At 73.7% G+C, this 26072-nt stretch carries 26 protein-coding genes and 1 pseudogene; 13 read left to right on the forward strand and 14 right to left on the reverse strand.

Annotation, left to right across the window (positions count from 1 at the left end; genetic code table 11):
- The first annotated feature begins 209 nt into the window (after positions 1-209).
- From ACIGO6_RS23780 to ACIGO6_RS23795, 4 genes are all read left to right on the forward strand, one after another.
- Positions 210-1325, forward strand: coding sequence for a Gfo/Idh/MocA family protein (locus ACIGO6_RS23780; protein WP_399879236.1), 1116 nt, complete (start codon positions 210-212; stop codon positions 1323-1325).
- Positions 1322-2251 carry a PmoA family protein gene (locus ACIGO6_RS23785; RefSeq protein ID WP_399879238.1) on the forward strand — a complete coding sequence of 310 codons (930 nt, stop codon included), beginning with the start codon at positions 1322-1324 and terminating at the stop codon, positions 2249-2251. The genes ACIGO6_RS23780 and ACIGO6_RS23785 overlap by 4 nt, the downstream gene beginning before the upstream one ends.
- The gene (locus ACIGO6_RS23790; protein ID WP_399879240.1) at positions 2245-3009 is read left to right on the forward strand and encodes a cupin; all 765 of its coding nucleotides are present in this window, start codon (positions 2245-2247) and stop codon (positions 3007-3009) included. Before ACIGO6_RS23785 ends, ACIGO6_RS23790 begins: the two co-directional genes overlap by 7 nt.
- Positions 3010-3192: 183 nt before the next feature.
- The gene (locus tag ACIGO6_RS23795) at positions 3193-3645 is read left to right on the forward strand and encodes a phospholipase (protein ID WP_399879242.1); all 453 of its coding nucleotides are present in this window, start codon (positions 3193-3195) and stop codon (positions 3643-3645) included.
- Between the two features lie 95 nt (positions 3646-3740).
- Here the strand turns inward: ACIGO6_RS23795 and ACIGO6_RS23800 are convergent, their stop codons facing one another.
- The 3 genes from ACIGO6_RS23800 to ACIGO6_RS23810 all read right to left on the reverse strand — a co-directional run bounded on the left by ACIGO6_RS23800 (position 3741) and on the right by ACIGO6_RS23810 (position 7183).
- Complete coding sequence (locus ACIGO6_RS23800; protein WP_399879244.1) at positions 3741-4391, reverse strand: phosphatase PAP2 family protein; 651 nt, start codon at positions 4389-4391, stop codon at positions 3741-3743.
- Positions 4392-4606: 215 nt separating this feature from the next.
- The gene (locus tag ACIGO6_RS23805; protein WP_399879246.1) at positions 4607-6871 is read right to left on the reverse strand and encodes a heavy metal translocating P-type ATPase; all 2265 of its coding nucleotides are present in this window, start codon (positions 6869-6871) and stop codon (positions 4607-4609) included.
- A 78-nt stretch (positions 6872-6949) separates the two neighbouring features.
- Positions 6950-7183, reverse strand: coding sequence for a heavy-metal-associated domain-containing protein (locus ACIGO6_RS23810; RefSeq protein ID WP_399879248.1), 234 nt, complete (start codon positions 7181-7183; stop codon positions 6950-6952).
- Positions 7184-7395: 212 nt separating this feature from the next.
- Between ACIGO6_RS23810 and ACIGO6_RS23815 the strand changes: the two genes are divergently transcribed.
- A complete protein-coding gene (locus ACIGO6_RS23815; protein ID WP_399879250.1) occupies positions 7396-8379 on the forward strand; it encodes a hypothetical protein in 984 nt (327 codons plus the stop codon).
- A gap of 126 nt (positions 8380-8505) precedes the next feature.
- On the opposite strand, the gene ACIGO6_RS23820 is transcribed toward ACIGO6_RS23815, so the two are convergent.
- Positions 8506-9285 carry a DeoR/GlpR family DNA-binding transcription regulator gene (locus tag ACIGO6_RS23820; RefSeq protein ID WP_399879252.1) on the reverse strand — a complete coding sequence of 260 codons (780 nt, stop codon included), beginning with the start codon at positions 9283-9285 and terminating at the stop codon, positions 8506-8508.
- A gap of 157 nt (positions 9286-9442) precedes the next feature.
- Between ACIGO6_RS23820 and ACIGO6_RS23825 the strand changes: the two genes are divergently transcribed.
- Both ACIGO6_RS23825 and ACIGO6_RS23830 read left to right on the forward strand, forming a co-directional pair.
- On the forward strand, positions 9443-10324 hold the full coding sequence (locus ACIGO6_RS23825) for an SIS domain-containing protein (protein ID WP_399879253.1): 882 nt from the start codon (positions 9443-9445) through the stop codon (positions 10322-10324).
- 75 nt (positions 10325-10399) lie between these two features.
- On the forward strand, positions 10400-11260 hold the full coding sequence (locus ACIGO6_RS23830) for a ketose-bisphosphate aldolase (RefSeq protein ID WP_399879255.1): 861 nt from the start codon (positions 10400-10402) through the stop codon (positions 11258-11260).
- 33 nt (positions 11261-11293) lie between these two features.
- Here ACIGO6_RS23830 and ACIGO6_RS23835 read toward each other — a convergent pair whose 3' ends face one another.
- The gene (locus ACIGO6_RS23835; protein ID WP_399879496.1) at positions 11294-12427 is read right to left on the reverse strand and encodes a methyltransferase; all 1134 of its coding nucleotides are present in this window, start codon (positions 12425-12427) and stop codon (positions 11294-11296) included.
- 108 nt (positions 12428-12535) lie between these two features.
- Here ACIGO6_RS23835 and ACIGO6_RS23840 point away from each other — a divergent pair, with 108 nt between their 5' ends.
- A complete protein-coding gene (locus ACIGO6_RS23840; protein ID WP_399879256.1) occupies positions 12536-13201 on the forward strand; it encodes an alpha-ketoglutarate-dependent dioxygenase AlkB family protein in 666 nt (221 codons plus the stop codon).
- Positions 13202-13223: 22 nt separating this feature from the next.
- Positions 13224-14471 (forward strand): ROK family protein, encoded by a 1248-nt coding sequence (locus ACIGO6_RS23845; protein WP_399879258.1) that lies wholly within the window; start codon positions 13224-13226, stop codon positions 14469-14471.
- Between the two features lie 21 nt (positions 14472-14492).
- On the opposite strand, the pseudogene ACIGO6_RS23850 reads toward ACIGO6_RS23845, so the two are convergent.
- Positions 14493-14711: pseudogene (locus ACIGO6_RS23850) on the reverse strand (VOC family protein); the annotation flags it as partial.
- Positions 14712-14838: 127 nt separating this feature from the next.
- Here ACIGO6_RS23850 and ACIGO6_RS23855 point away from each other — a divergent pair.
- Positions 14839-15906 (forward strand): hypothetical protein, encoded by a 1068-nt coding sequence (locus tag ACIGO6_RS23855; RefSeq protein WP_399879260.1) that lies wholly within the window; start codon positions 14839-14841, stop codon positions 15904-15906.
- A 76-nt stretch (positions 15907-15982) separates the two neighbouring features.
- On the opposite strand, the gene ACIGO6_RS23860 is transcribed toward ACIGO6_RS23855, so the two are convergent.
- From ACIGO6_RS23860 to ACIGO6_RS23875, 4 genes are read right to left on the reverse strand one after another with little or no spacing between them, the layout of a single operon-like run.
- The gene (locus ACIGO6_RS23860) at positions 15983-16891 is read right to left on the reverse strand and encodes a phosphotriesterase (RefSeq protein WP_399879261.1); all 909 of its coding nucleotides are present in this window, start codon (positions 16889-16891) and stop codon (positions 15983-15985) included.
- The gene (locus ACIGO6_RS23865) at positions 16888-17472 is read right to left on the reverse strand and encodes a DUF4865 family protein (RefSeq protein ID WP_399879263.1); all 585 of its coding nucleotides are present in this window, start codon (positions 17470-17472) and stop codon (positions 16888-16890) included. Before ACIGO6_RS23865 ends, ACIGO6_RS23860 begins: the two co-directional genes overlap by 4 nt.
- An 11-nt stretch (positions 17473-17483) precedes the next feature.
- A complete protein-coding gene (locus tag ACIGO6_RS23870; protein ID WP_399879265.1) occupies positions 17484-17879 on the reverse strand; it encodes a cupin domain-containing protein in 396 nt (131 codons plus the stop codon).
- Between the two features lie 16 nt (positions 17880-17895).
- Positions 17896-18468 (reverse strand): TetR/AcrR family transcriptional regulator, encoded by a 573-nt coding sequence (locus ACIGO6_RS23875; protein ID WP_399879267.1) that lies wholly within the window; start codon positions 18466-18468, stop codon positions 17896-17898.
- Positions 18469-18659: 191 nt separating this feature from the next.
- Here ACIGO6_RS23875 and ACIGO6_RS23880 point away from each other — a divergent pair, with 191 nt between their 5' ends.
- A complete protein-coding gene (locus tag ACIGO6_RS23880) occupies positions 18660-18944 on the forward strand; it encodes an SHOCT domain-containing protein (protein WP_399879269.1) in 285 nt (94 codons plus the stop codon).
- 457 nt (positions 18945-19401) lie between these two features.
- Here the strand turns inward: ACIGO6_RS23880 and ACIGO6_RS23885 are convergent, their stop codons facing one another.
- Positions 19402-19935 carry an ATP-binding protein gene (locus tag ACIGO6_RS23885; RefSeq protein ID WP_399879271.1) on the reverse strand — a complete coding sequence of 178 codons (534 nt, stop codon included), beginning with the start codon at positions 19933-19935 and terminating at the stop codon, positions 19402-19404.
- 187 nt (positions 19936-20122) lie between these two features.
- Positions 20123-20446: a hypothetical protein gene (locus ACIGO6_RS23890; protein WP_399879273.1), complete on the reverse strand. Its 324-nt coding sequence runs from the start codon at positions 20444-20446 to the stop codon at positions 20123-20125.
- A 345-nt stretch (positions 20447-20791) separates the two neighbouring features.
- Here ACIGO6_RS23890 and ACIGO6_RS23895 point away from each other — a divergent pair, with 345 nt between their 5' ends.
- Positions 20792-21916, forward strand: coding sequence for a PLP-dependent cysteine synthase family protein (locus tag ACIGO6_RS23895; RefSeq protein WP_399879274.1), 1125 nt, complete (start codon positions 20792-20794; stop codon positions 21914-21916).
- 73 nt (positions 21917-21989) lie between these two features.
- On the opposite strand, the gene ACIGO6_RS23900 is transcribed toward ACIGO6_RS23895, so the two are convergent.
- Together ACIGO6_RS23900 and ACIGO6_RS23905 are read right to left on the reverse strand one after the other, a co-directional pair.
- A complete protein-coding gene (locus ACIGO6_RS23900; RefSeq protein ID WP_399879276.1) occupies positions 21990-22463 on the reverse strand; it encodes an SRPBCC family protein in 474 nt (157 codons plus the stop codon).
- 118 nt (positions 22464-22581) lie between these two features.
- On the reverse strand, positions 22582-23403 hold the full coding sequence (locus ACIGO6_RS23905) for a DeoR/GlpR family DNA-binding transcription regulator (protein WP_399879278.1): 822 nt from the start codon (positions 23401-23403) through the stop codon (positions 22582-22584).
- 285 nt (positions 23404-23688) lie between these two features.
- Between ACIGO6_RS23905 and ACIGO6_RS23910 the strand changes: the two genes are divergently transcribed.
- A complete protein-coding gene (locus ACIGO6_RS23910; RefSeq protein WP_399879279.1) occupies positions 23689-26052 on the forward strand; it encodes a hypothetical protein in 2364 nt (787 codons plus the stop codon).
- Positions 26053-26072 lie beyond the last annotated feature (20 nt).

Here is a 26072-nt window from a genome sequence, read left to right on the forward strand (position 1 = left end):
GCCCGGACTCCTTCCCACGAGGTCTGAATCGTGCGCCGGCGCGCTGCGACCGGCTCCGGTCCCCCCGCGACAGTCGACCAGCCGCCTGCCGAGCCCGCAAACGCTGGGGGGTTGTCCAGCCGTTCACTCGCCACCTATGGTCTGCCGGAGTGAAAGCGCTTTCTAGACGTGCGGCGGCCCCGTCGTCCGTCAGTGTCCGAGGAGACCGCATGCCCCCACGTCCCGCCCGCCGCCGCGTCGCCGTCGTCGGCACCGGCGCCATCGTCACCGGCGGCCACCTGCCCGCCCTGAGAGCCCACGCGGACCGGACGGAACTGGTCGCCGCCGTGGACGTGGACGGGGCCCGGCTCGACGCCTTCCGGACCGAGGCGGGGGCGGACGTCGCCGGGTACACGTCGATGGGCGACATGCTGGACGCCGTACGCCCCGACCTCGTCCTCATCGGCACCCCGCCCTCCCTGCACCGGGAACAGACGGTGACCGCGCTCAAGGCGGGTGCCTGGGTACTGTGCGAGAAGCCGCTGTGTCTCTCCCTCGCCGAGTACGACGACATCGCGGCGGCCGAGGAGGCGTCCGGGGCGTACGCGTCCGTGATCTTCCAGCACCGGTACGGCTCCGGCGCCGTGCACGCCCGCGACCTGATCGCGAGCGGCGAGCTCGGCGCCCCGCTGGTCGCCCACTGCCAGACCACCTGGCACCGCGACGCCGCCTACTACGCCGTGCCGTGGCGCGGACGCTGGAGCACCGAGGGCGGCGGGCCGACCATGGGCCACGGCATCCACCAGTACGACCTGCTGCTGCACCTGCTGGGCCCCTGGGCGGAGGTGCGGGCCATGGCGTCCCGGCTGGTCCACGACACCGAGAGCGAGGACGTCTCCACCGCCCTGGTGCGCTTCGAGAACGGCGCCCTGGCCACCGTCGTCAACAGCGTGCTCTCCCCGGACGAGGTGAGCCGGGTGCGCGTCGACTGCGCCGAGGCGACCGTGGAACTGACCCACCTGTACGGGCACCGCAACGACGACTGGACCTACACCCCCGCCCGGCACGTCGCCCCCGAACGCGCCGCCGCCTGGCGCACCCCGGCTGCCGACGTGCCCAGCTCCCACACGGCGCAGCTCGGCGCCCTGCTCGACGCCTGGGACGCCGGGGCCAGGCCACCGGGCAGCGGTACGGAGGCCCGCGCCACGCTGGAGTTCGCCGCCGCCCTGTACAAGGCCGCGTTCACCGGACAGCCGGTCCACGCGGGTGAGATCGCCCCCGGCGACCCCTTCTATACGGCCATGCACGGCGACCACCCCGACTGGGCCCCCGAGGAGCGTGCATGAGCACCCTGCGCGTCAGCCACACCCACGGCGACCACATCGCGGTCACCGCAGCCAACGGCACCGAGATCCTGCGCTACGTCTACCGCCCCGACCCCGAGCCCTTCGAGTCCCGCAAGCCCTACGCCCACCCGGTGCGCACCCTCGCCGGGCGCACGGTGACCGGCTACCGCCCCAGCGACCACCGCTGGCACAAGGGCCTGCAGATGACGGCGAGTCACCTGTCCGGCCAGAACTTCTGGGGCGGCAACTGCTACGTCCACGGCGAGGGCTATCTGCCCCTGCCCGAGCGCATCGGCTCGATGCGGCACGACGGTTTCCCGCGGTTCACGGTCGAGGACGACCGGCTCGCCGTCACCGAACACCTGACCTGGGTCGAGAACGGCGGCGCCGAGTGGGCCCGCGAGGAGCGCGGGCTGACCGTGCACGCGGTCGACGTGGAGGCCGGTGCCTGGGTCCTGGACTGGTCGATCCGCCTCACCAACACCCGTACCGAACCACTGAGGTTCGGCTCCCCGACCACCGCAGGCCGCGAGATGGCCGGCTACACCGGACTCCAGTGGCGCGGCCCCCGCGACTTCACCGGAGGCACCGTCTTCGCCCCGGACACCGACGCGGACGCCGCGAAACTGATGGGCACCCAGGGCCCTTGGCTCGCCTTCACGGCCGAGCACGACGACGTCGACGCCCACTCCACACTCGTCTTCGCGCACGCGCCCGAGAACCTCGACGACACGAGGGCGGTCCATCCCTCGCACTGGTTCGTGCGGGCCGAACCGATCCCGACGGTGGCGTTCTCCTGGGCGTTCTTCGAGGAGTTCGAGCTGCCGCCGGGCGAGTCCTTCGCGTACCGGTACCGCGTCGTGGTCGCCGACGGCGCCTGGGACGGCGACCGGGTCGGCGCGTACCTGGCGGCCGTCCCGTGGTGAGCGGTCCCGAGCCCGGCCTTCCCCGCCCCCTGCCCGGCGCGGTCGGCCTGTCCCACCTGAGCGCCTACGATTGGGCCGCCGCCGACGGGGTGTGCGGTGGCAGCCCCCACCTGCACCTGGTGTGCACGGAGGCGTACGTCGTCACCGGCGGGCGCGGCGCGGTGCAGACGCTGAGCCCCGACGGCTACCGCGACATCCCGCTGGAGCCCGGCTCCGTCGCCTGGTTCACGCCGGGCACCGTGCACCGCATGGTGCAGGGCGGCGGTCTGCGCGTCACGGTGCTGATGCAGAACAGCGGCCTGCCCGAGGCGGGGGACGCCGTCTTCACGTTCCCGCCCGAGGTGCTGGCCGACCCCGAGGCGTACGCCGCCGCGGCCACGCTGCCGTCCGGTACCGGACCGGAGACACAGGCCGCGGCGCGGCGCCGCAGGGACCTCGCGGTCGCGGGCTACCTCGCGCTGCGCGAGGCCCTCGTCGCCGGGGACGACGGCCCCTACCGGGAGTTCCAGTGGGCCGCCGCCCGGCTCGTACGCGACAAGGTGCCGGCCTGGCGGGAGTTGTGGCGGTCGGGTGCGCTGGCCACCGCCGAGCGCACCGGCGCCCAGCTCGACGCGCTGACGGACGGGGGCGTTCCGGCCTACCTCGGCGAGGCGACCGCGTACGAGACCGCGCCCACCCGGCTGGGCGGCTACGGCATGTGCGGGCGCCGCGACGAGTACGCGCTGCCGGGGACGACGCTGCCGTACCGAGGGGAGTAGCGCCTCGGCGGGTCTGTGGCGGCGCGCCGGGGGAGGCGGATGTTCACGTCCCGTTCCCGTGCTCCGCCGAAGAGTTGACGGACCGTTGGTGAGGAGGAGGTGTGAAGGGGTGGTTGAAGTGTGCATCATCTTGACATGAACCTGCGGTCCGACGGGCGGGCCGCAGCCTCATGGAGGTGTGGGATGCACCGCAGACTCGCCACCGGACTCGCCGCCTCGGCCCTGGCCGTGACCACCGTCCTCGCCACCGCCGCGACCGCCGACGCCGCTCCCGCCGACAAACCGCAGGTGCTCGCCGGCTGGACCCAGACCAGCGCGTCGAGCTACAACGCCTGGACCGCCGCGCGGGCGAACCAGTCCGCCTGGGCCGCGTACGGCTTCGACTGGTCCACGGACTACTGCTCCTCCTCGCCGGACAACCCGTTCGGCTTCCCCTTCAGCACCTCCTGCGCACGGCACGACTTCGGCTACCGCAACTACAAGGCCGCAGGGTCCTTCAGCGCCAACAAGTCCCGCCTCGACAGCGCCTTCTACGAGGACCTCAAGCGGGTCTGTGCCCGCTACGGCGGCGCCACGAAGGCCGCCTGCACCAGCACGGCGTGGACGTACTACCAGGCCGTGAAGGCCCTCGGCTGACGGACCCGCGCTGCACGGAACACGTTTCGGCCGGCACGTTGCGCGGGTGCCGGCCGGCGACGTGTGCGCAGGTCGTTCCGGCAGCCGACGGGCCGTCACGCACCGCCGCGCGACGCCACCCGGGCCGCCTCGGGCACCGCGGCCAGCGCCGCCGCGGCGCCGGCGATGCCCACGACGGCGCCCGCGGCCACGTCGCCCGGGTAGTGCACGCCGGTGTGGACGCGGGAGTAGGCGACGGCGCTCGCCAGCGCGCCCAGCGGTACGGCCGCCGCGGGCAGGACCACGCCGACCGCCGTGGCGAACGCCACCGCCGATGCCGTGTGCCCGGACGGGAACGACGCCGACGTGGGCATGGGAACGTACCGGTCCACCGTCACCCGGGCCGCCTCCCGGTCGGGCCGCGCCCTGCGCACCAGACGTTTGCCCAGCAGGTTCGTGGCGGCCGACGCCACGGCGACCGCACCCAGCCCGGCGACCGAGGCCCGGCGCGCCCGCGGACCGCACAGCGCGAGCGCGGCGGCGATGGCGAGCGAGACCTTCGCGTGGTCGGCGGCGTGGGACAGGCGCCGCAGCGCACGGTCGAGTGTGGGCGTGGACGTGGCGGCCACCGCCGCGTACAGCGCGCCGTCCACCGCCCGCAGATCACCGAGTACGGCCGCGAACGCCCGCCTTCGGGACCGCGCCGGGCCGCGGTCCGGCGGGAGCGGGCCGCTGGTGTCGCCGTCGGCGTTGGTCGGTTCGGTCATGGGCTCCTGCTCCCGCGGGGTGACTGCGGCCGGGGCGGCGCACACGGGGGAGCCGTGGGTATGGCCGGCGCACCCGCGGCTGATCCGTCGCCGCACCAGCCTGGCCCGGCTCCGCGCGGACGGCGCGCCGGCGGGGCCCGTCCGGGCGACAGCGACAGCGCCGAGCCGCCGCCGACCGGTGAGAGGTCGGCGGCGGCTCGGCGGCGCGAGGTGGGTCAGTTCGCGGCCTTGAAGCCGCGCAGTCGCAGGGAGTTGCCGACGACGAAGACGGAGGAGAAGGCCATGGCCGCTCCGGCGATCATCGGGTTGAGCAGTCCCGCCGCGGCGAGCGGCAGCGCGGCGATGTTGTAGGCGAAGGCCCAGAAGAGGTTGGACTTGATGGTGCCCAGCGTCCTGCGGGCCAGCCGGATGGCGTCGGCGGCGGCGCGCAGGTCGCCGCGGACCAGGGTGAGGTCGCCGGCCTCGATGGCGGCGTCGGTGCCGGTGCCCATGGCCAGCCCCAGGTCGGCCTGGGCGAGTGCGGCGGCGTCGTTGACCCCGTCGCCGACCATCGCCACCGAACGGCCCTCGCTCTGGAGGCGCTTTACGACGTCGACCTTGTCCTGCGGCATGACCTCGGCGATGACGTGCTCGGGGTCGATGCCGGCCTCGCGGGCGACGGAGGCGGCCACCGCCCGGTTGTCACCGGTCAGCAGCACCGGGGTGAGGCCCAGCGCGCGCAGTCGGGCGATCGCCTCGGGGCTGGTCTCCTTCACCGCGTCGGCGACCTCCAGGACGGCCCGTGCCTCGCCGTCCCAGGCGACGGTGATCGCGGTCCGGCCGGCCGTCTCCGCCTCGGCCTTGGCGCGGGCCAGGTCCGCCGGCAGGGCCATCGCCCACTCCGCGAGCAGCTGCTCGCGTCCCACGAGGACCGCGTGGCCGTCGACGACACCCTGCACGCCGAGCCCGGGGACGTTCGCGAAGTCCTCGGGGACAGGCAGCGAACCCAGCTTCGCGGCCGCTCCGTCGGCGACGGCACGGGCGATCGGGTGCTCCGAGGAGTGCTCCAACGCACCGGCCAGCCGCAGTACGTCGGTCTCCTCGGTGCCGGCGGCGGTGTGCACGGCGAGCAGGGTCATGCGGCCGGTGGTGACGGTGCCGGTCTTGTCCAGGACGATGGTGTCGACCTTGCGGGTGGACTCCAGGACCTCGGGGCCCTTGATGAGGATGCCGAGCTGGGCACCGCGCCCGGTGCCGACCATCAGTGCGGTCGGGGTGGCCAGGCCCAGCGCGCAGGGGCAGGCGATGATCAGGACGGCGACGGCGGCCGTGAACGCGGCGGTGAGTCCGGAGCCGTTGCCGATCCAGAAGCCGAGGGTGGCCAGCGCCAGGGCGATGACGACGGGCACGAAGACCCCGGAGATGCGGTCGGCGAGCCGCTGGGCGGCGGCCTTGCCGTTCTGTGCGTCCTCGACCAGCTTCGCCATCCGCGCCAGCTGGGTGTCCGCGCCGACCCGGGTCGCCTCGACGACCAGCCGGCCGCCCGCGTTCAGGGTGGCACCGGTGACGCCGTCGCCGACGCCGACCTCGACGGGCACCGACTCGCCGGTGAGCATGGAGGCGTCCACCGCGGAGGAGCCCTCCACGACCGTGCCGTCGGTGGCGATCTTCTCGCCGGGGCGGACGAGGAAGCGGTCGCCCACCGCCAGCTCCGCGGTGGGAATCGTGCGTTCGCTGCCGTCGGGGCCCAGCACGGTGACGTCCTTGGCGCCCAGCTCCAGCAGGGCCTTGAGCGCGGCGCCGGCCTTGCGCTTGGAGCGGGCCTCGAAGTAGCGGCCGGCGAGGATGAAGGCGGTCACCCCGGCGGCGGCCTCCAGGTAGATGTTCCCGGCGCCGTCACTGCGGGCGATGGTGAGCTCGAAGGGGTGGGTCATGCCGGGCGTGCCCGCGGTGCCGAGGAACAGCGCCCACAGCGACCACAGGAACGCGGCCGAGGTGCCGACCGAGATCAGCGTGTCCATGGTGGCCGCGCCGTGCCGGGCGTTGGTGAAGGCGGCCTTGTGGAAGGGCCAGGCGGCGTACGTCACCACCGGCGCCGCCAGCGTCAGCGACAGCCACTGCCAGTACTCGAACTGCAGCGCCGGCACCATCGCCATGGCGATGACCGGGACGGCCAGCACCACGGCGGTGACCAGCCGCTGCCGCAGCGGCCGCAGCTCGTCGGCCGGCTCGGCGCCCTCCGTGCCGGGCGCGGGCTCGGCGCGTACCGGCTCGGGTTCGCGGGCGGTGTACCCGGTCGCCTCGACCGTGGCGATCAGCTCGGGCACGGACACGTCACCGGTGTAGTGGACCCTCGCCTTCTCCGTCGCGTAGTTGACGGTCGCGGTGACCCCGTCCATCCGGTTGAGCTTCTTCTCGATCCGGGCGGCGCACGAGGCGCAGGTCATGCCGCCGATGGCGAGTTCAACCTCGGCCGGTGCGCTGGTCGTACGGGTGGTCATGGCTGCTCCTGATGCGGGTCGTCGGCCGGGACCCGGTGCGCGGGTCCCGGCGGGTGCGGCGGGGGAGTGCGGGGTGGGTCAGACGCGGCCGGTCAGCTCGTAGCCGGCCTCGTCGACGACCTCGGCGATCGCGGCGTCGTCCGGCTCGGTGGCGGCCGTGACCGTGACCCGGCCGGTGTCGACCTGGACGTCGACAGCGGTGACGCCGTCCAGCTCACCGATCACCCGGGTCAGCGTCGCCCTGCAGTGGCCACAGCTCATCCCGGCGACCGCATAGGTGGTGGTGGCGGGGGTGATGACGGTCGAAGCCATGGTCTTCCTCCAGTGACGTGAGTACGGCGTTACGAGGTACGAGGTGCAAGGTACGGGGTGGGGGTATCACCGACGGGTTCCATGTATACCCCCGGGGGGTACCGAACGCAAGTGGCTCCTCCTCTTGACTTGATACCCCCCAGGGGTATGGTGAAGTGCATGGAGAGGCCTCCGTGCGAGCCGGGGGCCCGGAACCCGAGGAGACGACCGCCATGCACACCGGACTGAGGATCGCCGCGTTCACCACCGCGCTGGGCGCCACCTTCGGCACCGCCTACGGCGTCGGAAAGGGCGTGGATCCGGTGGTCGCGGAGAGTGCGCCCGCGCCGCACGACGAGCACAGCCGGCCGTCACCGTCACCGTCACCGAAGGAGGGCGGCGGCCACGGAGGGCACGAGAGCACCCCGCCCGGCGGACTGCAGATCTCCGAGAACGGCTACACGCTCGACCTGGCCACCCCGCGCGTCACCGCCGGTCAGCGCACCGAGCTGCGCTTCACCGTCCGGGACGGCGACGGCGAGCCCGTCACCGCGTACCAGCGCGAGCACGACAAGGAACTCCACCTCATCCTGGCCTCACGCGACCTGGACACCTACCGCCACCTGCACCCCACCCGCGCCGCCGACGGCACCTGGACCACCCCCGTCGAGCTGCCCGAGGCGGGCGGTTACCGTGTCTTCGCCGACTTCACCCCGGCGCGGAAGGGTGCCGGGAACCTCACCCTCGGCGCCGACCTCGCCGCCTCCGGCCGTTATGAGCCCGCGAGCCCGTCGGCCCCCAACAGCACCGCCCGGACCGACGGCTACCAGGTCGAACTCGCCGGGTCCCTGCACCCCGGCAGGGCGAGCGAGCTGAAGCTGAAGATCTCCCGGGGCGGGGAGCCCGTCAACGACCTCCAGCCCTACCTCGGCGCCTACGGCCACCTGGTCGCCCTGCGCTCCGGCGACCTCGCCTACCTCCACGTCCACCCGAACGGCGAACCCGGCGACGGCACCACGAAGCCCGGCCCGGAGATCTCCTTCACGGCCACCGCGCCCAGCGAGGGCACCTACCGTCTCTTCCTGGACTTCCGGCACCAGGGCAAGGTCCGCACTGCGGCGTTCACCGTACGGGCCGGCTCGGCGCCCGCCGCCCAGGAATCCGCCCCGACCGCGCCGACCGCCCAGGCGGAGCACAGCGACGGCCACGGGCACTGACGGACCGCGGGCGCCGATGGCCGCGCCCGTCGGCGGACCCATGACCGTGACGCATGACCTGTGGGCCCGTGACCCGCGGGTCCATGACCCGGAAACCGGGACCCGTGGGCCCATGACCCGTGACCGTCAGGCCAGGACGACCCGGACGCCCGCCTCCTCGAACCGCCGCACCAGCTCGGGGTCGGCCGCGCCGTCCGTGACCAGCGTGTCCACCGACTCGGTCGCGCAGATCCGGGCGAACGCCCGTCGGCCCAGCTTGCTGGAGTCGGCGGCCACGACCACGCGCTCGGCGCGCTCGCACAGCAGCCGGTTGATCGCGGCCTCCGCCTCGTCGTGGGCGGCGGCGCCGTGCGCGACGTCGAAGGCGACGACGCCCAGCACCGCCACGTCGAGGGTCACCTGGCCCAGTACCCCGTCCGCGAGCGGCCCGATCAGCTCGTACGACTGCGCGCGGGCCACCCCGCCGGTCACCACGATCTTGAACTGGGGCCGGACGGCCAGCTCGTTCGCGATGTTGAGCGCGTTGGTGACCACCGTCAGCGCCGGCGTGCCGGAGGCCAGGTCGGCGCGCACGGCCAGGGCGCGCGCCACCTCGGTGGTGGTCGTGCCCCCGGTCAGCCCCACCGCCTCGCCGGGCGCCACCAGGGCGGCGACCGCCTGGGCGACGCGCTGCTTCTCGGAGGCGCGGCGAGCCGTCTTGTAGCGCAGGGGCAGTTCGTACGACACCCCGTGCACGACCGCGCCGCCGCGCGTGCGCACGAGCATCTGCTGCTCGGCGAGCCGGTCGAAGTCCCGGCGGATCGTCGCGGCCGACACTTCGAGTTCGGTCGCCGCCTCCTCGACGTCCAGCCGGCCGCGCTCGACGAGCAGCTCCAGCAGCGCCTTCCAGCGGGCGTCGCGCGACATCCGCGCCTCCGTTCTTCGATCTCCCGCCGACCCTAGCGCACCGGACTCTTCGCCAGATTGCTTGATTGTGCTCGAAAGTGCGCTATATCTTGCAGGAACAATCAGTGCAGCGGCGCGGTCAGTGAACCGGTCGGCGAACCATCGGGGAGAGTGCGGCATGACGTATGTCGAGGACGAGCTCAACAGCCAGCCCGAGTGCTGGACACGCGCCGCCGAGGAGGCGGCACGGCACGCGGCGGTGCTCCCGGCGGCCGGGGAGCGGGTCGCGATCGTCGGCTGCGGCACCTCGTACTTCATGGCCCAGTCGGCGGCGGCGCTGCGCGAGGACGCGGGCCTGGGGGAGACGGACGCCTTCGCCGCCTCCGAGTTCCCGCGCGGCCGCGCGTACGACCGGGTCGTGGCCCTCACCCGCTCCGGCACCACCACCGAAGTGCTGGAACTGCTCGGCGAGTTGAAGGGGCGTACCCGTACCGTCGCGCTCACCGCCGACCCGGACACGCCCGTCATGTCCGCCGCCGACGACGTGGTCGTGATCGACTTCGCGGACGAGCGGTCGGTCGTGCAGACCCGGTTCGCGACCACCGCCCTGACCCTGCTCCGCGCCCACCTCGGCCTGCACGCCGACGCGGTCGTCGCCGACGCCCGCGCCGCACTCGCGGCCGAGCTGCCCGAAGGGCTCGTCGAGCGCACCCAGTTCACCTTCCTCGGCCGGGGGTGGACCGTCGGACTGGCCAACGAGGCCGGCCTGAAGATGCGCGAGGCCTCGCTGTCCTGGACGGAGGCCTACCCGGCGATGGAGTACCGACACGGCCCCATCAGCATCAGCACCGCCGGCACGGCGACCTGGATGTTCGGCGAGGCGCCCGAAGGACTGGCCGACCAGGTCCGGGACACCGGTGCCCTGTGGGTGCCCGGGGACCTCGACCCGCTCGCCGAACTGGTCCGCGCCCAGCGGCTCGCGGTCGCCGTCGCCGCCTCCCGCGGCCTCGACCCGGACCGGCCCCGCCACCTCACCCGCTCGGTGATCCTCGCCCCCTGACGGCGGCGCTCCGACGCCTCCCTCCTGCCGCCCGCCCCCGACACCCGCGCTCCGACGCCCGGGAAGGGAGAGACCGTGCCCCTCGCCACCACCGGCGACCTGATCGCCGGCGCCGCGGCCGAGCGCTCCGCCGTCGCCGCCTTCAACGTCATCACCCTGGAGCACATCGAGGCCGTCGTCACCGGCGCCGAGTCCGTGCACACGCCCGTCGTCCTCCAGGTCAGCGAGAACGCCGTCAAGTACCGCTACGGTCGTCTGCTGCCGCTGGCCCGCGCCGCCGTCGCCGCCGCCGAGGGCGCCGCCGTGCCCGTCGCCCTGCACCTCGACCACGTCCAGAGCGACAGCCTGCTGCGCCAGGCCCCGGACGCCGGATTCAGCTCGGTGATGTACGACGCCTCCCGGCTGCCGTACGCGGAGAACCTGGCGGCGACCCGCGCCGCCGCCGACTGGGCGCACGCCCAGGGTCTCTGGATCGAGGCCGAGTTGGGGGAGGTGGGCGGCAAGAACGGTGAGCCGCCGCTCGACGCCCACGCCCCCGGCGCCCGCACCGACCCCGCCGAGGCGCGGGCCTATGTCGCCGACTCCGGCGTGGACGCCCTGGCCGTGGCCGTCGGCAGCTCCCACGCCATGACGACGCGGACCGCCGCCCTCGACCACGACCTGCTCAAGAAACTGTCGGGAGCCCTCGACGTGCCGCTCGTCCTGCACGGCTCCTCCGGAGTACCGGACGACGAACTCGCCGCGGCCGTCGCGGGCGGCATCGCCAAGGTCAACGTCGGCACCGCGCTCAACCTCGCCATGACCGGCGCGATCAGGGAGTACCTGGCCGCCCGCCCCGACGCGGCCGACTCCCGCGGCTATCTGACCGCGGGAAGGGAGGCGATGGCGCGGACAGTCGCGACGATCATCCAGGTGGTCGCCCGGACCACCTCCTGACCGGCCACCTCCTGACCGACCACTCCCGACGGGCTACTTCCTGACAGCCTTCAGCACCACGAACTTCCGGTCGCTCGCCACCAGATGACTGTTGCCGAACAGGCGCCGCAGCTTGACGTGGTACCCCAGGTGCCGGTTGCCGACCACCCACAGCTCACCACCGGGGCGCAGCACCCGCCGCGCCCCGGTGAACATCCGCCACGCCGTGGCGTCGGTCGTCGCCTGGTGGGAGTGGAAGGGCGGGTTGTTGAGCACCAGGTCCACGCTTGCGTCCGGCACCCCGGCCAGCCCGTCGCCGACCCGGAACTCCGCCTGTCCCGCCGCCCCGTTCGCCTTGTACGTCGCCTCCGCCGAGGCCACGGCCTGGTAGGACTCGTCGGTGAACAGCACCTGGGCACCGGGGTCGGCCAGCGCCACCGCCGTACCGACCACACCGTTGCCGCAGCCCAGGTCCACCACCCGCCGGGCGCCGCCGGCCCCGGGCAGGTGCTGGAGGAAGAAGCGGGTACCGATGTCGAGCCGGTCGGCGCAGAAGACCCCGGCGTGGTTGACGACGGGCCGGCCGGAGAGCGGACCCACGTCGTCGGGGAGCCGATAGCCGAGCGGCCAGGGATTGGCGGGCCGCTCCAGCGACAGGTCGGGCGCGGCGAAGACGAGCCGGGCCTTCCGCTCGGCCAGTGAGGTCCTCGTGGGGCCTACGATCCGCTCGAACAGCCGGAGCGTCGAGGTGTGGATCTCCTTGACCATCCCCGTACCGACGACGACCGTGCCCTCGTGCAGCGCGGGCGCCAGCCGCAGCAACTGGTCCTCCAGCAGCGCCAGGCTCTTCGGCACCCGCACCAGCAGCACGTCGACACGGTCGGGCGGCGGGTCCTGCGTGGTGAGCAGCCGGACGGATCCCGGCTCGACTCCGCTGCGCTCCAGGTTGGCCCGCGTCGCCTCGCGCGCGAGGTACGAGTCGGTGATCTGCACCGGTCCGTGTGCCGCCAGCGCGGTCACCAGCGCGCCCCAGCGGTCGCCGACGACCACGACGGTGCCGGTGAGCGGGACCTCCCGGTCCGCGAGGTGCCGGAGCAGATACTCGTCGGAGGCGTCCCAGGCGCGGAGCCGGTCGCGCGGGTCCTCGGGGAAGCGGGTCAGTACGTGCTCGCCCCACGGGGTGGTCATGCGGTCGCTGCGGTCGTTCATCGTGCGTCCAGGCTAGCCGAGCCGCAGCTCGGGCCGTGCCGGGCGGAGTGCGGCGGAGACGGGGCGGGCGCGGGCAGGATGGGAGACATGGACGCCGAGCTGTTCCCCAGGACCCGGACCGAGACCGCGCCCGGCGCCGTCCACGTGCCGGACTGGCTCGATCCCGGGCGGCAGCGCGAGCTGCTGCACGCCTGCCGCGAGTGGGCCCGCCCACCGGCCGGGCTGCGCACGGTCCGCACCCCCGGCGGCGGCACCATGACCGCCCGGCAGGTCTGCCTCGGCCTGCACTGGTACCCGTACGCCTACGCCCGCACCGTCGTCGACGGCGACGGCGCCCCCGTGAAGCCCTTCCCCGACTGGCTCGGCGAGCTCGCCCGCAGCGCGGTGACCGACGCGCTGGGCGCCGACGCGGTGGCGGACGCGCCGTACGACGTCGCACTGATCAACTTCTACGACTCCGACGCCCGCATGGGCATGCACCGCGACGCCGACGAGAGGTCCGACGCACCCGTGGTCTCCCTCAGCCTCGGCGACACCTGCGTCTTCCGCTTCGGCAACCCCGAGTCCCGGACCCGCCCCTACACCGACGTCGAGCTGCGCAGCGGCGACCTCTTCGTCTTCGGCGGGCCGTCCCGGCTCGCGTACCACGGGGTGCCACGGGTGCACGCGGGCACCGCACCACCCGAGTTGGGGCTCACCGGGCGGCTGAACATCACGCTCCGGGTCAGCGGACTCCCGGCCCCCCGCACCTGAGGATCATGGGAGACTCGCCCTCATGAGCGGCAAGGCGGACCCCCGGACGGCGGGGGAAGGGACCACCTCGAGGACGCGGCTGGACCGGGGGCGCGGCGCGCTCGGACCCGCGTTGGAGCTCGTGCACACCGGACGCGCCCCCACCCGGGCCGTCCTCACCGCGGAACTCGGCGTCACCCGGGCCACGGCCGGCGCGGTCGCCGCCGAACTGGAGGCGCTCGGCCTGATCCGGGTCGACGCCCGGCCCGGCGCGGCGGCCGGGTCGCAGGGCCGCCCCTCGCACCGCCTCGCGGTCGCCGAGGACGGGCCCGTCGCCCTCGCCGCCCAGGTCCACGCCGACGGCTTCCGTGCCGCCCTGGTCGGCCTCGGTGGGCGGATCGTCGCCACCGCGCCCGGCTGCGAGGTCGTCGACGCGGACCCGGCGAAGGTGCTCGGCTCCGTCGTCGAGGCGGGCGCCGAGCTGCTCCGGGAGACCGGACGCCGCTGCGTCGGCGCCGGGCTCGCCGTACCGTCCGCCGTCGCGGAGCCGGAGGGCCTGGCCCTGAACCCGCTGCACCTGGCGTGGCCCGCGGGCGCGCCCGTCCGACGGATCTTCGCCGAGCAGGTGCGCGCCGCCGGCCTCGACGGCCCGGCCTTCGCGGCGAACGACGTCAACCTCGCCGCCCTCGCCGAGCACCGGCACGGCGCCGGGCGCGGCGCCCGCGACCTGCTGTGCGTGGCCACAGGCCACCGGGGCGTCGGCGGCGCGCTCGTCCTCGACGGCCGCCTGCACAGCGGCAGTTCCGGTCTCGCCCTGGAGGTCGGTCATCTCACCGTCAACCCCGAGGGCGGCCCCTGCCACTGCGGCAGCCGGGGCTGCCTGGACGTGGAGACCGACCCGCTGGCCTTCCTGACGGCGGCCGGACGCCGGCCCGGACCCGAGGTGTCCCTGCTCCAGCAGTCCAACGACCTGATCCGCGGCCAGTACGCCGACCCGTCCGTCCGCACCGCCACCGAGGCCCTCATCGACCGCCTGGGCATGGGCCTGGCCGGCCTGGTGAACATCCTCAACCCGGACCGCATCATCCTCGGCGGACTCCACCGCACGCTCCTCGACGCCGACCCCGGGCGCCTGCGCGCGGTCGTCGCCGACCGCAGCCTGTGGGGCCAGAGCGGCAGCGTGCCCATCCTGCCCTGCAGCCTCGACCACAACAGCCTGGTGGGCGCGGCCGAGCTGGCCTGGCAGCCGGTACTGGACGACCCGCTGCGGGCGCTGGCCCCGTCGGACTGATCCCGCGCGTCGCGCCGGTCAGTCCGTGAACAGGTCGAGGTGGAGACGGGGCCGCGGCTCGGGCGGCGAGTCGCTGCGCAACAGACCGAGGGCCCGCCCGGAGCCGTCCGCGTACTCGAGCGTGCGCCATGTCTCGCTCCTGCGCTCCTCAGTGGCGACCGGATGCAGCGCCTGCGTCCAGAACGCCACCTCGCGGGGAACGTCCGTGACACCGATGACGGGGATCCCGAGTCTCAGCATGGGCCGAGCCCAACGACGCGTCGGACGAGATACCCCTGTCATCTGCGGCGCCACCCCTAACAGATCAGGGGTTCCGAGCGGTGCCTTCCGCACTCACGCTGGTCCTCAGCCTTCGAAAGGAACAGTTGTGCGATCTCGCATGCTCGGTACGGCAGCCGCCATCGGCACGGCTGCACTGCTGCTCGGCTCCCTCGGCGCGACGCCGGCCGTCGCCGCGGCCAAGGCCACCGACTCCGCCTGCACGTGGACCAAGACCACGCTGCCCTTGCCATCGGGCGCCGCCTTCGGTGAGGTCCATGCGACCGATCACCACGGCGGTGCGGCCGGCCTGATCGAGAACGACCCGGCGCTGCCGGACGGACTGGGCTCCTGGAAGAACGGCACCGCATCCCTCGACAAGGCCGGCGCGGCCTACACGACGTACAAGGTGATCGACCAGAACAGCTCCGGAACGTACATCGCCAACACCACCTTCGGATGGGTCACCGGTCCCATCTACGGGTTCGTGGTGTTCAAGGACGGCCAGCAGCTGCCCACTGCTTCCACGTGGTTGTACGACGGAGTGCTCGACATCGCCGAGAACGGCGACATCACGGCATGGGACAAGCGCGGCACCTCCACGAGCAATCCCACTACGCACATCGTGCGCTGGAACGTGGACCGTCCCACCGAGGTCACCGAGCTCGGGCAGATACCCGGCTTCCCCAAAAACGCGAGACCCACGGACGCGGACGAGGACGGCACCGTCCTCTACACCATCTGGAGCTCCGGCGCGAAGAACTACATCCTGCGCGACGGCCGGGCTGTCGAGCTGAAGAAGCCGGCGGGCCTCGAGAACACCACGGCGGATGCGATCTCCAACGGCAGAGTCGTCGGCAGCGGCACCTACGGGGGCAAGAGCGTCGGCGTCCTCTGGGACAACGACGGCACTGTCACCGTCCTGCCGAACTCGGAGAAGACCGGGGACCTCAAGATCAACAAGAGTGGCATGATCGTCGGCTCCGGCGGCAACTCGTCGACGGACGACGGCATCCCCGTATGGCAGCTCGGTACGTTCGTCACAAGGGTCGGCGGCACGGGGGACATCGCCCACACCGTCGGGGACGACGGCACCATCGGTGGCCTGACGGTCACTCCGTCCGGCGCGGATCTGTACCCCCCGAAGGGCACCCCGGCCCTCTGGCGCTGCAGCTGACGGCACCGGCACGGTGAGCGGCCCGCGGGCGGGGGTCTCGTAGGTCCCCTCGCCGGCGGTGCCCACCCTGCGGGCGTCAGCGCCACGCCACGGCGTACGCCCGAGCGGCATTCGTGGTGAGGATGTGCCGCACCAGCTCCTCGCCCACGGCCTGCGCAAGCCGGGAAGCCACTCGGCGCAGCAGATGGGGCATCCCCGGGCCGCCGTCGACCGAGCGGGCGGCCGCCGTGGTGGTGTCGCCGCCGAGCAGCAGCCGGTCGCCGAAGCCCGCCTCGGCGAGGTCCCGTACGGCGTCCGGCATCCGCCAGTCGGTGGCGTGGTGGGCGCGCGAGGGGCCGTCGAACGCCAGCCAGCACCCCGACCCGGCGGCCTGCCGGTGCGTCACGGGGTCCGGGGAGCGGTTGAGGTGACCGAGGATCACCCGGTGCGGCGGCACCGCCAACTCGCCGCACAGCAGCTCCAGTACGTCCAGCGCGCCGGTACCCAGCTCCAGATGGACGGCGATGGGCGCCCCGGTCGCGTGGTGCGCCTCGGCCGCCGCCGACATGGTCCACCGCGCGTGCGCATCGAGTGCGTGGAAGCCGCCCGCCACCTTGATCAGTCCGGCACGGACGCCCGACGTCCCGATCCCCCGGGTCAGTTCGGCGACGAAGACCTCCGCGGCCCGGCCCCGCAGCGCGGTGAGCGTGCTGTCGTCGTAGTGGACGTCCTGGTGCAGTCCCGTCGCCGCCACCACGTGCACACCGGTCTCCCGGGACAGGCCCGGCAAATCGGCGGCCCGCCGGCCCAGTCCGTACGGCGTCCACTGCACCACCGCGCCGCCGCCCCGCTCCCGGAACGCGACCAGCTCCGCCCGCGCCGCCGACACGTCGTTCAGTTCCTCGCCGGGCAGCCGGGGACTGGCGAAGAACAGGTGGTCGTGGGCGTCGCACACCCCCAACTTCGCGCGGGGCACGTCCCCCAGGACCGTGCGGACGGCGCTCACCACTGGCGTCCCCCCGGCAGCAGGCCCCGCCCGGGCTCGGACAGGTGCAGCACCTGGAAGACCTCGCCCTCCACGACGTCCGGCGCGTCGTCCGCGTGCAGCGAGAAGTGCACCAGCTCCCAGCGCCCGGTGTCCACGACCGCCGCTGCGAGCAGCGCCCCGCCCCCGGCAGCCAGTCGCCCGGTCTCCCGCACGGCGCCCGCCGCCACCTCCGACAGCGGCAGCCCCTCCGGCACGGGCCGCCGCCGCAGGACCGCCGCCCGGGCGGGGGAGGCGGCGCCGCCCTCCTCGTAGGCCAGGCCCGTCCACTGCCGGACCGCGGGCCGGCCGAAGTCGTCGGTGGGTCGCTGGAAGGCGCCTCCCCAGAGGAAGGAGTTCATGCCCTCCACCGTGTGCCACAGGTAGAACGGCGCGTACTGGTTGACCGGAGAGCCGTCCTTCCCGCGCTCGCGGATCAGGTACGCCTTGAGTCCGAGTCCGGGCCAGTCGTCCAGCAGGTGCCCGGTGCGGGCAACGCGCTGCCTGATGACGTCCATCGGGTAGTCGGCGGGCAGCGTGAAGGTGTACTGCATGGCGTGCATCGGATGCCCCCTCAGGCGTGCGGGTCCTCGGGGGCGACGTGGGCGCCCCACTCGGTGGTCGTGCCGTCCCCGGCGGCCTCGACGACCGCGAGGTGGCTCATGAAGGTGCGCGGCCCGGCCCCGTGCCAGTGCCACTCGCCCGGCTCGATCCACACGGTGTCGCCCGCACGGACGGACTCCACCGCACCACCCCTGCGCTGCACGCGGCCCTCGCCCTGGAGGATGTGCAGGACCTGGCCGTGCGGGTGACGGTGCCAGGCGGTGCCCGCGCCCGGCGCGAAGTGGACGTGGAACATACGGAGCCGGGAGGGTGCCGGAGGCGCGGCGATCTCGTCCAGCCAGACGGTGCCGGTGAAGTTCTCGGCCGAGCCCTGCTCGGTTCCGGGGCGCTGTCGGGTGATGTGCACGGGTCGTCGAACTCCTCTACGCGGTGGCGTTCTTGTGGGTCGCGAGCAGCGAGAGCAGCCCTCGGACGCCCGCGTCGAAGGCGGCGGGCGAGCCGGACGCGCGGGCCAGCACGTAGCCGCCCTGGACGGTCGCGACGACCGCCGCCGCGATCTCCTCGCCGTCCAGCGACGGCGCGAACTCGCCCTGGTCCCGGCCCTCCTCGACCAACTGGGCGATCTGCTCGCGCAGCCAGTCGAGCGTCTCGTCCACGGGGGCGCGCAGGGTGCCGTCGGCGATCACGTCCGGATCCATCGTCAGCCGCCCGACCGGGCACCCGCGCAGCACGTCGCGCTCGCGCCGCAGATACGCCTCGATGCGCTCGTAGGGCGTCCCCGGACCGTTGAGCACGGCCCCGGCGGCGGCCCGCATCTCCTGCGCGGTGCGCCGGATCGCGGCGAGCGCGAGGTCGGGCTTGCCCTTGAAGTGGTGGTACATGCTGCCCTGTCCGGCGCCCGCGCGTTCCAGGATCGCCTTGGGGCTGGTGCCCACGTATCCACGCTCCCACAGCAGTTCGCGGGTGGACTCGATCAGTCGCTCCGAGGTGCTCATGCGCTCACTGTACATACTAGTAGTTACAGAGGTCGAGCGGGCGGCGGGGACCGGAGGAAGCAGACGCGGGCCGCCGGAGTACTCCCCGCGTCGTACGCGCACTGCCGCTGGCCGTACGACGACCCGGACCCCCTCCCGGAGCGAGGCTCGGAAGCGACACGAGGGACATCGCGACCGAGGAGTGGGACGACATGGAGACCCTGGCACAGTTCGGCGACGGCGGGCCCGGCCCGTGGATCCTGCTTTTCCCGGTGATCTGGGCACTGGTCATCGGCAGCGGCATCACCCTGCTGCGCCGCACGGTGTGGCGCGGGCGCCGCGGCCCCGGGCGGCCGCGCGCGGTCGAGGACAACTCGCCCATCACGGTGCTCGGCCACCGCTTCGCCTCCGGCGAGATCGACGAGGACGAGTACTGGCGCCGACTGTCCGTGCTGGACGAGCAGTTCGGCCGGACGGGCAAGGGCGGTGCGGCATGACCACGATGCTCGCCCGCCACGCCGCGTCACCGCGTCACCGCGTCACCGCGGCCCGGCGGTTCATGCCGGGACGGTCGCTACGGGTCGCCCTTGCCGGGGCTGTGGCCGGTGCTCGCCAGTCGCGTCACGCCACCCCGCCACCTCGGCCGCGCGGCCCCTGCCGGGCAGACGCGTCATCGGCCAGCCGCACGGGGCCGTCGCCGGTGCCCTCGTCCGCCGTGCCACGCCACCCCCGTCTCGCGGCCCCGGCTGTGAGGTGGGGCGCATTGGCCCAGCGCGTCTCGACGGCACCGGGCCCGGTCAGCCGGCAGGGACCCTCCGGCCCCGCCGTCAGCCCGCACCCGCACCCGGCCCCGCCCGACCCGCCCGTCAGTCCCGGCCGCCCGACCCGCCCGGCCGACGACGCCGTCGGTGAACCCGGCCGCACGGCCCGCGGCAGCGAAGCGTCACCGCCCGGTCAGCCGGCAACGGCCGACCGGGCGGGAGTGGGGTGCGGCCGGGCCAGCTCGACGCCGTGCTGGACGTCCGCGAACGCGGCGGCCGGCACCTCCTCGACCAGGCGCCGCGGCGGGCGGGCCGAGACGGGCGACGCGGTGACGGCCGTCGGCAGCGTGAACCAGACGACCTTGCCGGACTCGCCGTCCGGCCGGGCCCCCCAGCTCTCGCTCATCGCGGCCACCATGGAGAGCCCGCGCCCGCACGTCGCGAGCGGCTCCGCGTCGTCCACCACGGGAAGACGCGGATCGTGGTCGCGCACCGAGACCGTGAGCCGGTCCAGGAGCAGCTCTATCTCCACGGTGCACGTCTTGTCGGGCCGGGCGTGCAGGTGGACGTTGGTCAACAGCTCCGTCACACCGAGCGCGGCCCGGTCGATCAGGGGATCCATATGCCAGTAGCGCAATTGCGCAGATACGATTCTGCGGACCTGGCCGATCCGCGACGGCAGGGCTTGGAGCTCCACCGTGCAGTGTCTGCTTGGGTGACTGATCACGGCTGCGACTCCCCGACATAAGAGGTCCGGAAGAACACGGAGTTCGGATCCAGCAGGGCGCACGCGGCACACCGCCGCCTGCTGTCATGGCGCCGGCGGGCTGGTTCGCAGCGTTATCGCCGGTAAACCCAGAGTGACGTGAGATCAGAGTGACGCAAGGGGTGGGGCACCGCAAGTTACGGCCATCTCAACCGCGGTTCCCCGCCGCCCTGCGCACCGCCTCGATGAAACGCCGCGCCGCGGGCGGGCCCGGCTCACCCGGAGCGGGGTCGCGCTCACCGAGCCTCAGCAGGTACCGCTTGCCGTTGAGGTCGGCGAGTGCCCGGCCCTCCGGCGCGAACCAGGGCCGGGAAGCACGCACCGCCTGCACCGGCGCACTGTCGATCTCGCTGCCGTAGCTGGTGAGCAGCTCCACTCTGCCACCGCTGATCCGGACCGTGCCGGCCCGGGTGAGTGAGCGCAGCCGCTTGCCGATCCGCACCCCCGTCGCCCTGAACTCCGGCTCAGCCATGCCGTCGCCCCCTCGTGCGCGTCGGTCGCCGTACCGTGCACCTCGGTGCATCCGGTACCGGCTCGTTTCGTGCTCCAGTGTGCGCCCGCGCGACGGGACCCCGGTCCCGCCCGCTGGCAGTCTGCCCGCACCACGCGTGGAGCACCAGTGCACGCCGCCCCCTTTCCCGAGGCGACCGGAGCACTCGCGCGAATGCGCCCCCATCGGGAGCGGCATCCCGACCCAGGGGTGCCTTTGGGGCCCCCAAAGAGGTGTTTATGCAGGTGAGAAGCGTGTGCAAGGCGCCTATGATCGAGGCGCCGGCCGCGCCGAGCACCGTCGGCGCGCAGCGTAAGGAGCCCCCAGGTGAGCACCCCCCAGCAGACCAGCACCGGCGCCACTCTCGACGTCGACCACAGCGACAGCGCGTACCGCACCTGGCTGAAAGAAGCCGTCCGAAAGGTCCAGGCCGACGCCAACCGCTCGGCCGACACCCACCTGCTCCTGTTCCCGCTGCCCGAGCGCTGGGGCATCGACCTGTACCTCAAGGACGAGTCGACCCACCCCACCGGCAGCCTCAAGCACCGGCTCGCCCGCTCGCTCTTCCTCTACGGCCTGTGCAACGGCTGGATCCGGCCCGACCGCCCGGTCATCGAGGCGTCCAGCGGCTCGACGGCCGTCTCCGAGGCCTACTTCGCCAAGCTGATCGGTGTGCCCTTCATCGCGGTCATGCCGCGCACGACGAGCGCCGAGAAGATCCGCCTGATCGAGTTCCACGGCGGACGGTGCCACTTCGTGGACGACTCCCGCCGGATGTACGAGGAGTCCGCCCGCCTCGCGGCGGAGACCGGCGGCCACTACATGGACCAGTTCACCTACGCCGAACGCGCCACGGACTGGCGCGGCAACAACAACATCGCCGAGTCGATCTTCCGCCAGCTGCGGCTGGAACGGTTCCCCGAGCCGGCGTGGATCGTCGCCACGGCCGGCACCGGCGGCACCTCGGCGACCCTCGCGCGCTATGTGCACTACATGCAGTACGACACCCGCATCTGCGTCGCCGACCCGGAGAACTCCTGCTTCTTCGAGGGCTGGACCACCGGCGATCCGGACGTCACCTGCGACTGCGGCTCCCGGATCGAGGGCATCGGCCGGCCCCGGATGGAGCCGAGCTTCGTACCCGGGGCGATCGACCGCATGATGAAGGTGCCGGACGCGGCGAGCGTCGCCGCGGTGCGGGCCCTGGAACAGGCCATCGGCCGCAAGGCGGGCGGCTCGACCGGCACCGGGCTGTGGAGCGCGTTGAAGATCGTCGCCGAGATGGTGGCCGAGGGGCGCCGGGGAAGCGTGGTGACGCTGCTGTGCGACCCCGGGGACCGGTACCTCGACAAGTACTACTCGGACGCGTGGCTCGCCGGACAGGGCCTCGACATCGGACCGTACACGGCGGCGATCGAGTCACTGCTGCGCACGGGTACCTGGCCGAACTGACCCCCGGCCGCCGGGGCACGGGCCCGGACCACCCGCCGCCGGCCATGTGCCGCACTCGCCCACGGGTTGTTCGCTACGCAGGAGCGAGCCGTCGGTCCAGGGACGTGACCGCGTCCCGGAAGGCCCGCCCCAGCCCGAGGCGCGCGCGGCCCAGTACGAAGCGGAACGGCGCCGTACCGTCCGCGGCGAACGTCCACTGCACGCGCGTACCGCTGCCGGCCGGCGCCAGCCGCCACTCCTCGACCATGGCCCGGGCGCCCGGCGCGTTGGTGACGTCGATGCGGTAGGCGTACACTTCGGGCCGGTCCGCCGCCAGCACCGTCTCCACGAAACGCGTACCGCCCTTGAGCCGGATCTCGCGCCCCGCCCCCTCGCCGATGGGCCGGGCGAGCGTCACCGCCGAGAACCACGCGGTCCATCCCGGAACGTCCTCGGCGAGCGCGCGGAAGACCGCCTCCGGCGCGGCGGAGATCTCGCGCGCGAAGACCAGGCGCACCGGAGCCGTCTCGACGAAGTCGAGACCCACCGGACGCAGACGGCGAGCCATGGGCGCAACCCCCTTGTTCGAAACCGCGGATGCGGGCGGTCGGTCGGGTGGCGCCACCCTAGCCGGGGGTACGTCCGGTGTCAGCGGGGCGTGAATCGGTCCCCGGCGACCACTGCGGTCAGTCGGCCGTGTCCGGCTCGCCCGCCACGACCACCCGCAGGTGCTCCGCGATCTCCGTGCGGGCGTCCACCGGCAGGTCGGCGTCGGTCACCAGCGTGTCCACCTGCTCCAGCGCCGCGAACGAACTCAGGCCCACCACACCCCACTTGGTGTGGTCCGCGACCACCACCACCCGCCGCGCCGACTGCACCAGCCGCCGGTTGGTCTCGGCCTCCGCGAGGTTCGGCGTCGACAGGCCGGCCTCGGCCGATATCCCGTGCACGCCGAGGAACAGCACGTCGAAGTGGAGCGCCGCGATCGCCCGGTCGGCGACCGGCCCCACCAGCGAGTCGGACGGCGTGCGCACCCCGCCCGTCAGCACCACGGTGGCCGCGCCCTGCCGGGCCCCCGACGTGCGCTGCGCCACGTGGAACACGTCCGCCACCCGCACCGAGTTGGTGACCACCGTCAGATCCGGCACGTCCACCAGCCGGTGCGCCAGCGCATACGTCGTCGTACCGCCCGACAGGGCGATGGCGGCGCCCGGCGCGACCAGTTCCGCCGCGGCCCGCGCGATGTCCTCCTTGGCGGTGGGCTCCAGGCCCGACTTCGCCTCGAACCCGGGCTCGTGCGTGCTCGCCTCGACCACCGGGACGGCACCGCCGTGCACCTTCTCCAGCACGCCCTGCCGGGCCAGCGCGTCGAGATCGCGGCGGACCGTCATGTCCGACACACCGAGCTTGCGGGTCAGCTCGTTGACCCGGACACCGCCCCGGCGGCGTACCTCGTCGAGGATCAGGGCGCGGCGCTGCTCCGCGAGGAGGTTCGAGTTCTCACTCACGTACGCTCCGGTCCTTTCGCCGCAAATCCGTCCGACACGGTCGGCGCACCCCTGCGACGAGGAGTTCTCCCCGCTCCGGTGCGCGGACGTCCCATCCTCGCACGCCCCGCCACGGCCCGCGTCACCGCCTGCCCGTCGCGCACATGTCATCCGCGCACCACGTCGGCGTCACCGGTCACACGGTTCGGGGAGATTCCGTGCCGAGGGGTGTGCCCCGGCCCCGCAGCGGAGATCCTGGTGCCCGCACGGACACAGCCGACGGGGCGTCACGGGGGAGCAGCAACAGTGGAACAGGCGCAGGAAAGACCGGAACGACAGGAAGGGCAGGAAGGGCAGGAAAGAGCCGGGACGGCCCTGGAACTCCTCGTACACGGAGTGGGCGGCACCACACCCGCCGACATGCTGGGCGACCCGCGGACCACGCGGATCACCGGCGACGACATCGCTGCCGTCTTCCGTCGCACCGAGGACGCCGACGCCGAGGCACGGCCCGAGGACTACCGGGGCCGGCCGGTGCCCGAGGCCTACGTCTGGTGCAACCTCACCTCCGGCAACGGCACCCGCGCCCTGTGGCTGCTGCTCCTGCCGTTCATGGTGGTCAACCTCGCCCACTGGATGCGGCCCTCCACGCACGGCCGGATCCGGACGGTCCGCCTCTACGGGGTGCTGGTCCGGCTCGCGGGACTGACCCTGACGGTCCTGCTGGTCGCCGCGGCGTGCGAGGTGGCGATCGACCTCGTGGCCTGGCAGTGCGCGGGCACACACGCGTGCGCCGAGCGGCACTCCTGGCTGGGCTTCCTGTCGCCGGTCATGTCGGACGACGGCTGGTGGAGCCCGCCCGGCCGCAGAATCGCCCTCGCGGCCGTGGTGCCCGCCGTGCTCACCGGCCTGCTGTGGTACCTCTCGCTGCGCACCTGGCGGGCGTACGAGTCCCAGCAGCCGATGGACCGCACCCTCGAGCCCGAGGAGGACCCCGGCCGTACCGCCCTGGGCCGGCCCGGATTCTGGTACGGGCGCCGTCTGGTGGCCCGGCTGCGCGCCGCGCACACCGCCGCCGCCCTGCTGACGGTCGCCGCGGCGGTCGGGGCACCGGCGGCCCGCTTCGACCGCCGCCGGGGCGGGCCCGCGCTGCTCGACGTGCTGGGATGGGCCCTGGTGGCGGCGCTGGTCGCCGGCGCGGCCGCCGTGGTCGTGGTGGTCTGCCGCCGGGGCCGCAGCGAGAACCGCCTCGACCGGACGCTCGACGAGCACCTCGTACGGCGCCTGCCGCTCGCCGCCCTCGTCCTGTTCGGCCTCGCCCTGCTGTACGGCGGCTGGGCCCGCCCGGAGTGGACGTCGGCCGGCCGGCTGCCGGGGGACATGACCTTCGGCGGCATCGCCCTCGTGCAGGGGCTGCTGGTGATCGCCCTCGCCGTGGTCGCCCATGTGCTCCACCGGAGCCTCCCCGACGCCCGCGCCGCGGTCCGCGGCCTCGGCGGACCCGCCGTCGCCATGCTGGCCTGCGCGCTGGGCGGCGTGATGTCCGGCGGCGTCGCCCAGCGCGTGTCGGACTGGCTGGACGGCACCGGCGCGTCCATCGACGGCCCGCCCGTCCTGCTGACCTGGCAGGCGTCCGTCATCCCGCCGCTGCTCGTCGTCGTACTGCTGCTCGTCGCCGCGCTCGCCCGGCACACCTGGCGCCTCGCCCGCGCCGAACGGACCGCCGTGGAGGGCGACCACCCCGGGGAGGCCGGGGACCCGGGACGCACCCGGCGCATCGCGTTCACCCGCGCCATGGCCACCCTCACCGACCGGGCTCCGCTCCTCGTCGCGATCGTCGCCGCCACGACCCTGCTGCTGGGCGCCGGAGCGCTGGTGGGCGCCCTGACGACCGACCGGGCGCCCGCCGACGCCGCACGCGGGACGTACGCCTTCGTGCACGGCGCGGCGCAGACCGCGCAGGCGCTGGGCTCCTGGCTCATCGGCCTCGGCTTCATACTGTTCGTCACCTGGGGCAGGCGCGCCTACAAGGACGCCTCCGCGCGGCGCACCATCGGCATTCTCTGGGACGTCGGCACCTTCTGGCCGCGCGCCGCCCACCCCTTCGCACCACCCTGCTACGCCGAGCGCGCGGTGCCCGACCTGACCTGGCGGATGGCGACCTGGACCCGTGCCACGGGCGGCCGACTGGTCATCTCCGGGCACTCGCAGGGCAGCGTCCTCGCCGCCGCCGCGGCCTGGCAGCTGCAGCCGTCCGCCCGCAAACGGGTCGCGCTGCTCACCTACGGCTCCCCGCTGGAGCGGCTGTACGGCCGCTGGTTCCCGGCCCACTTCGGACCGGACGCACTCGCCGCGCTGCACGAGGAGGTCGACTGCTGGCGCAACCTGTACCGCCGCACCGATCCCATCGGCGGCCCGATGCGGCTGCCCGGCGACTGCGGCCCCGCGGTGGACCGCGCACCCCTCAAGGACCCGCTGACGTACGGCCGCACCGAACGGCACCCGCTGCCCGCGCCGATCCTGGGCCACTCCGACTACCAGGCCGACCCGGCCTTCGCCGAGGAACGGCAGCGCCTGCTGGCCCGGCTCCGCCCGGAGGTACCGGCGCCCCGCCACACCGGCCGGCCGGATCCCGTACCGGCGGCGGACGGTGGCCCCGAAGACTGCTAGGCCCTGGACCCGGGCGTACT

This window comes from Streptomyces sp. NPDC053750, assembly GCF_044544295.1.
Classification (GTDB): Bacteria; Actinomycetota; Actinomycetes; order Streptomycetales; family Streptomycetaceae; genus Streptomyces.

Bases quoted from the DNA above. Each gene is read 5' to 3' on its own strand.
- ACIGO6_RS23780 (WP_399879236.1), top strand. From the start codon at position 210: ATGCCCCCACGTCCCGCCCGCCGCCGCGTCGCCGTCGTCGGCACCGGC.
- ACIGO6_RS23880 (WP_399879269.1), top strand. From the start codon at position 18,660: ATGGAGACCCTGGCACAGTTCGGCGACGGCGGGCCCGGCCCGTGGATC.
- ACIGO6_RS23845 (WP_399879258.1), top strand. From the start codon at position 13,224: ATGAGCGGCAAGGCGGACCCCCGGACGGCGGGGGAAGGGACCACCTCG.
- ACIGO6_RS23890 (WP_399879273.1), bottom strand. From the start codon at position 20,446: ATGGCTGAGCCGGAGTTCAGGGCGACGGGGGTGCGGATCGGCAAGCGG.
- ACIGO6_RS23900 (WP_399879276.1), bottom strand. From the start codon at position 22,463: ATGGCTCGCCGTCTGCGTCCGGTGGGTCTCGACTTCGTCGAGACGGCT.
- ACIGO6_RS23805 (WP_399879246.1), bottom strand. From the start codon at position 6,871: ATGACCACCCGTACGACCAGCGCACCGGCCGAGGTTGAACTCGCCATC.
- ACIGO6_RS23785 (WP_399879238.1), top strand. From the start codon at position 1,322: ATGAGCACCCTGCGCGTCAGCCACACCCACGGCGACCACATCGCGGTC.
- ACIGO6_RS23875 (WP_399879267.1), bottom strand. From the start codon at position 18,468: ATGAGCACCTCGGAGCGACTGATCGAGTCCACCCGCGAACTGCTGTGG.
- ACIGO6_RS23815 (WP_399879250.1), top strand. From the start codon at position 7,396: ATGCACACCGGACTGAGGATCGCCGCGTTCACCACCGCGCTGGGCGCC.
- ACIGO6_RS23840 (WP_399879256.1), top strand. From the start codon at position 12,536: ATGGACGCCGAGCTGTTCCCCAGGACCCGGACCGAGACCGCGCCCGGC.
- ACIGO6_RS23825 (WP_399879253.1), top strand. From the start codon at position 9,443: ATGACGTATGTCGAGGACGAGCTCAACAGCCAGCCCGAGTGCTGGACA.
- ACIGO6_RS23810 (WP_399879248.1), bottom strand. From the start codon at position 7,183: ATGGCTTCGACCGTCATCACCCCCGCCACCACCACCTATGCGGTCGCC.
- ACIGO6_RS23865 (WP_399879263.1), bottom strand. From the start codon at position 17,472: ATGCACGCCATGCAGTACACCTTCACGCTGCCCGCCGACTACCCGATG.
- ACIGO6_RS23820 (WP_399879252.1), bottom strand. From the start codon at position 9,285: ATGTCGCGCGACGCCCGCTGGAAGGCGCTGCTGGAGCTGCTCGTCGAG.
- ACIGO6_RS23795 (WP_399879242.1), top strand. From the start codon at position 3,193: ATGCACCGCAGACTCGCCACCGGACTCGCCGCCTCGGCCCTGGCCGTG.
- ACIGO6_RS23800 (WP_399879244.1), bottom strand. From the start codon at position 4,391: ATGACCGAACCGACCAACGCCGACGGCGACACCAGCGGCCCGCTCCCG.
- ACIGO6_RS23835 (WP_399879496.1), bottom strand. From the start codon at position 12,427: ATGACCACCCCGTGGGGCGAGCACGTACTGACCCGCTTCCCCGAGGAC.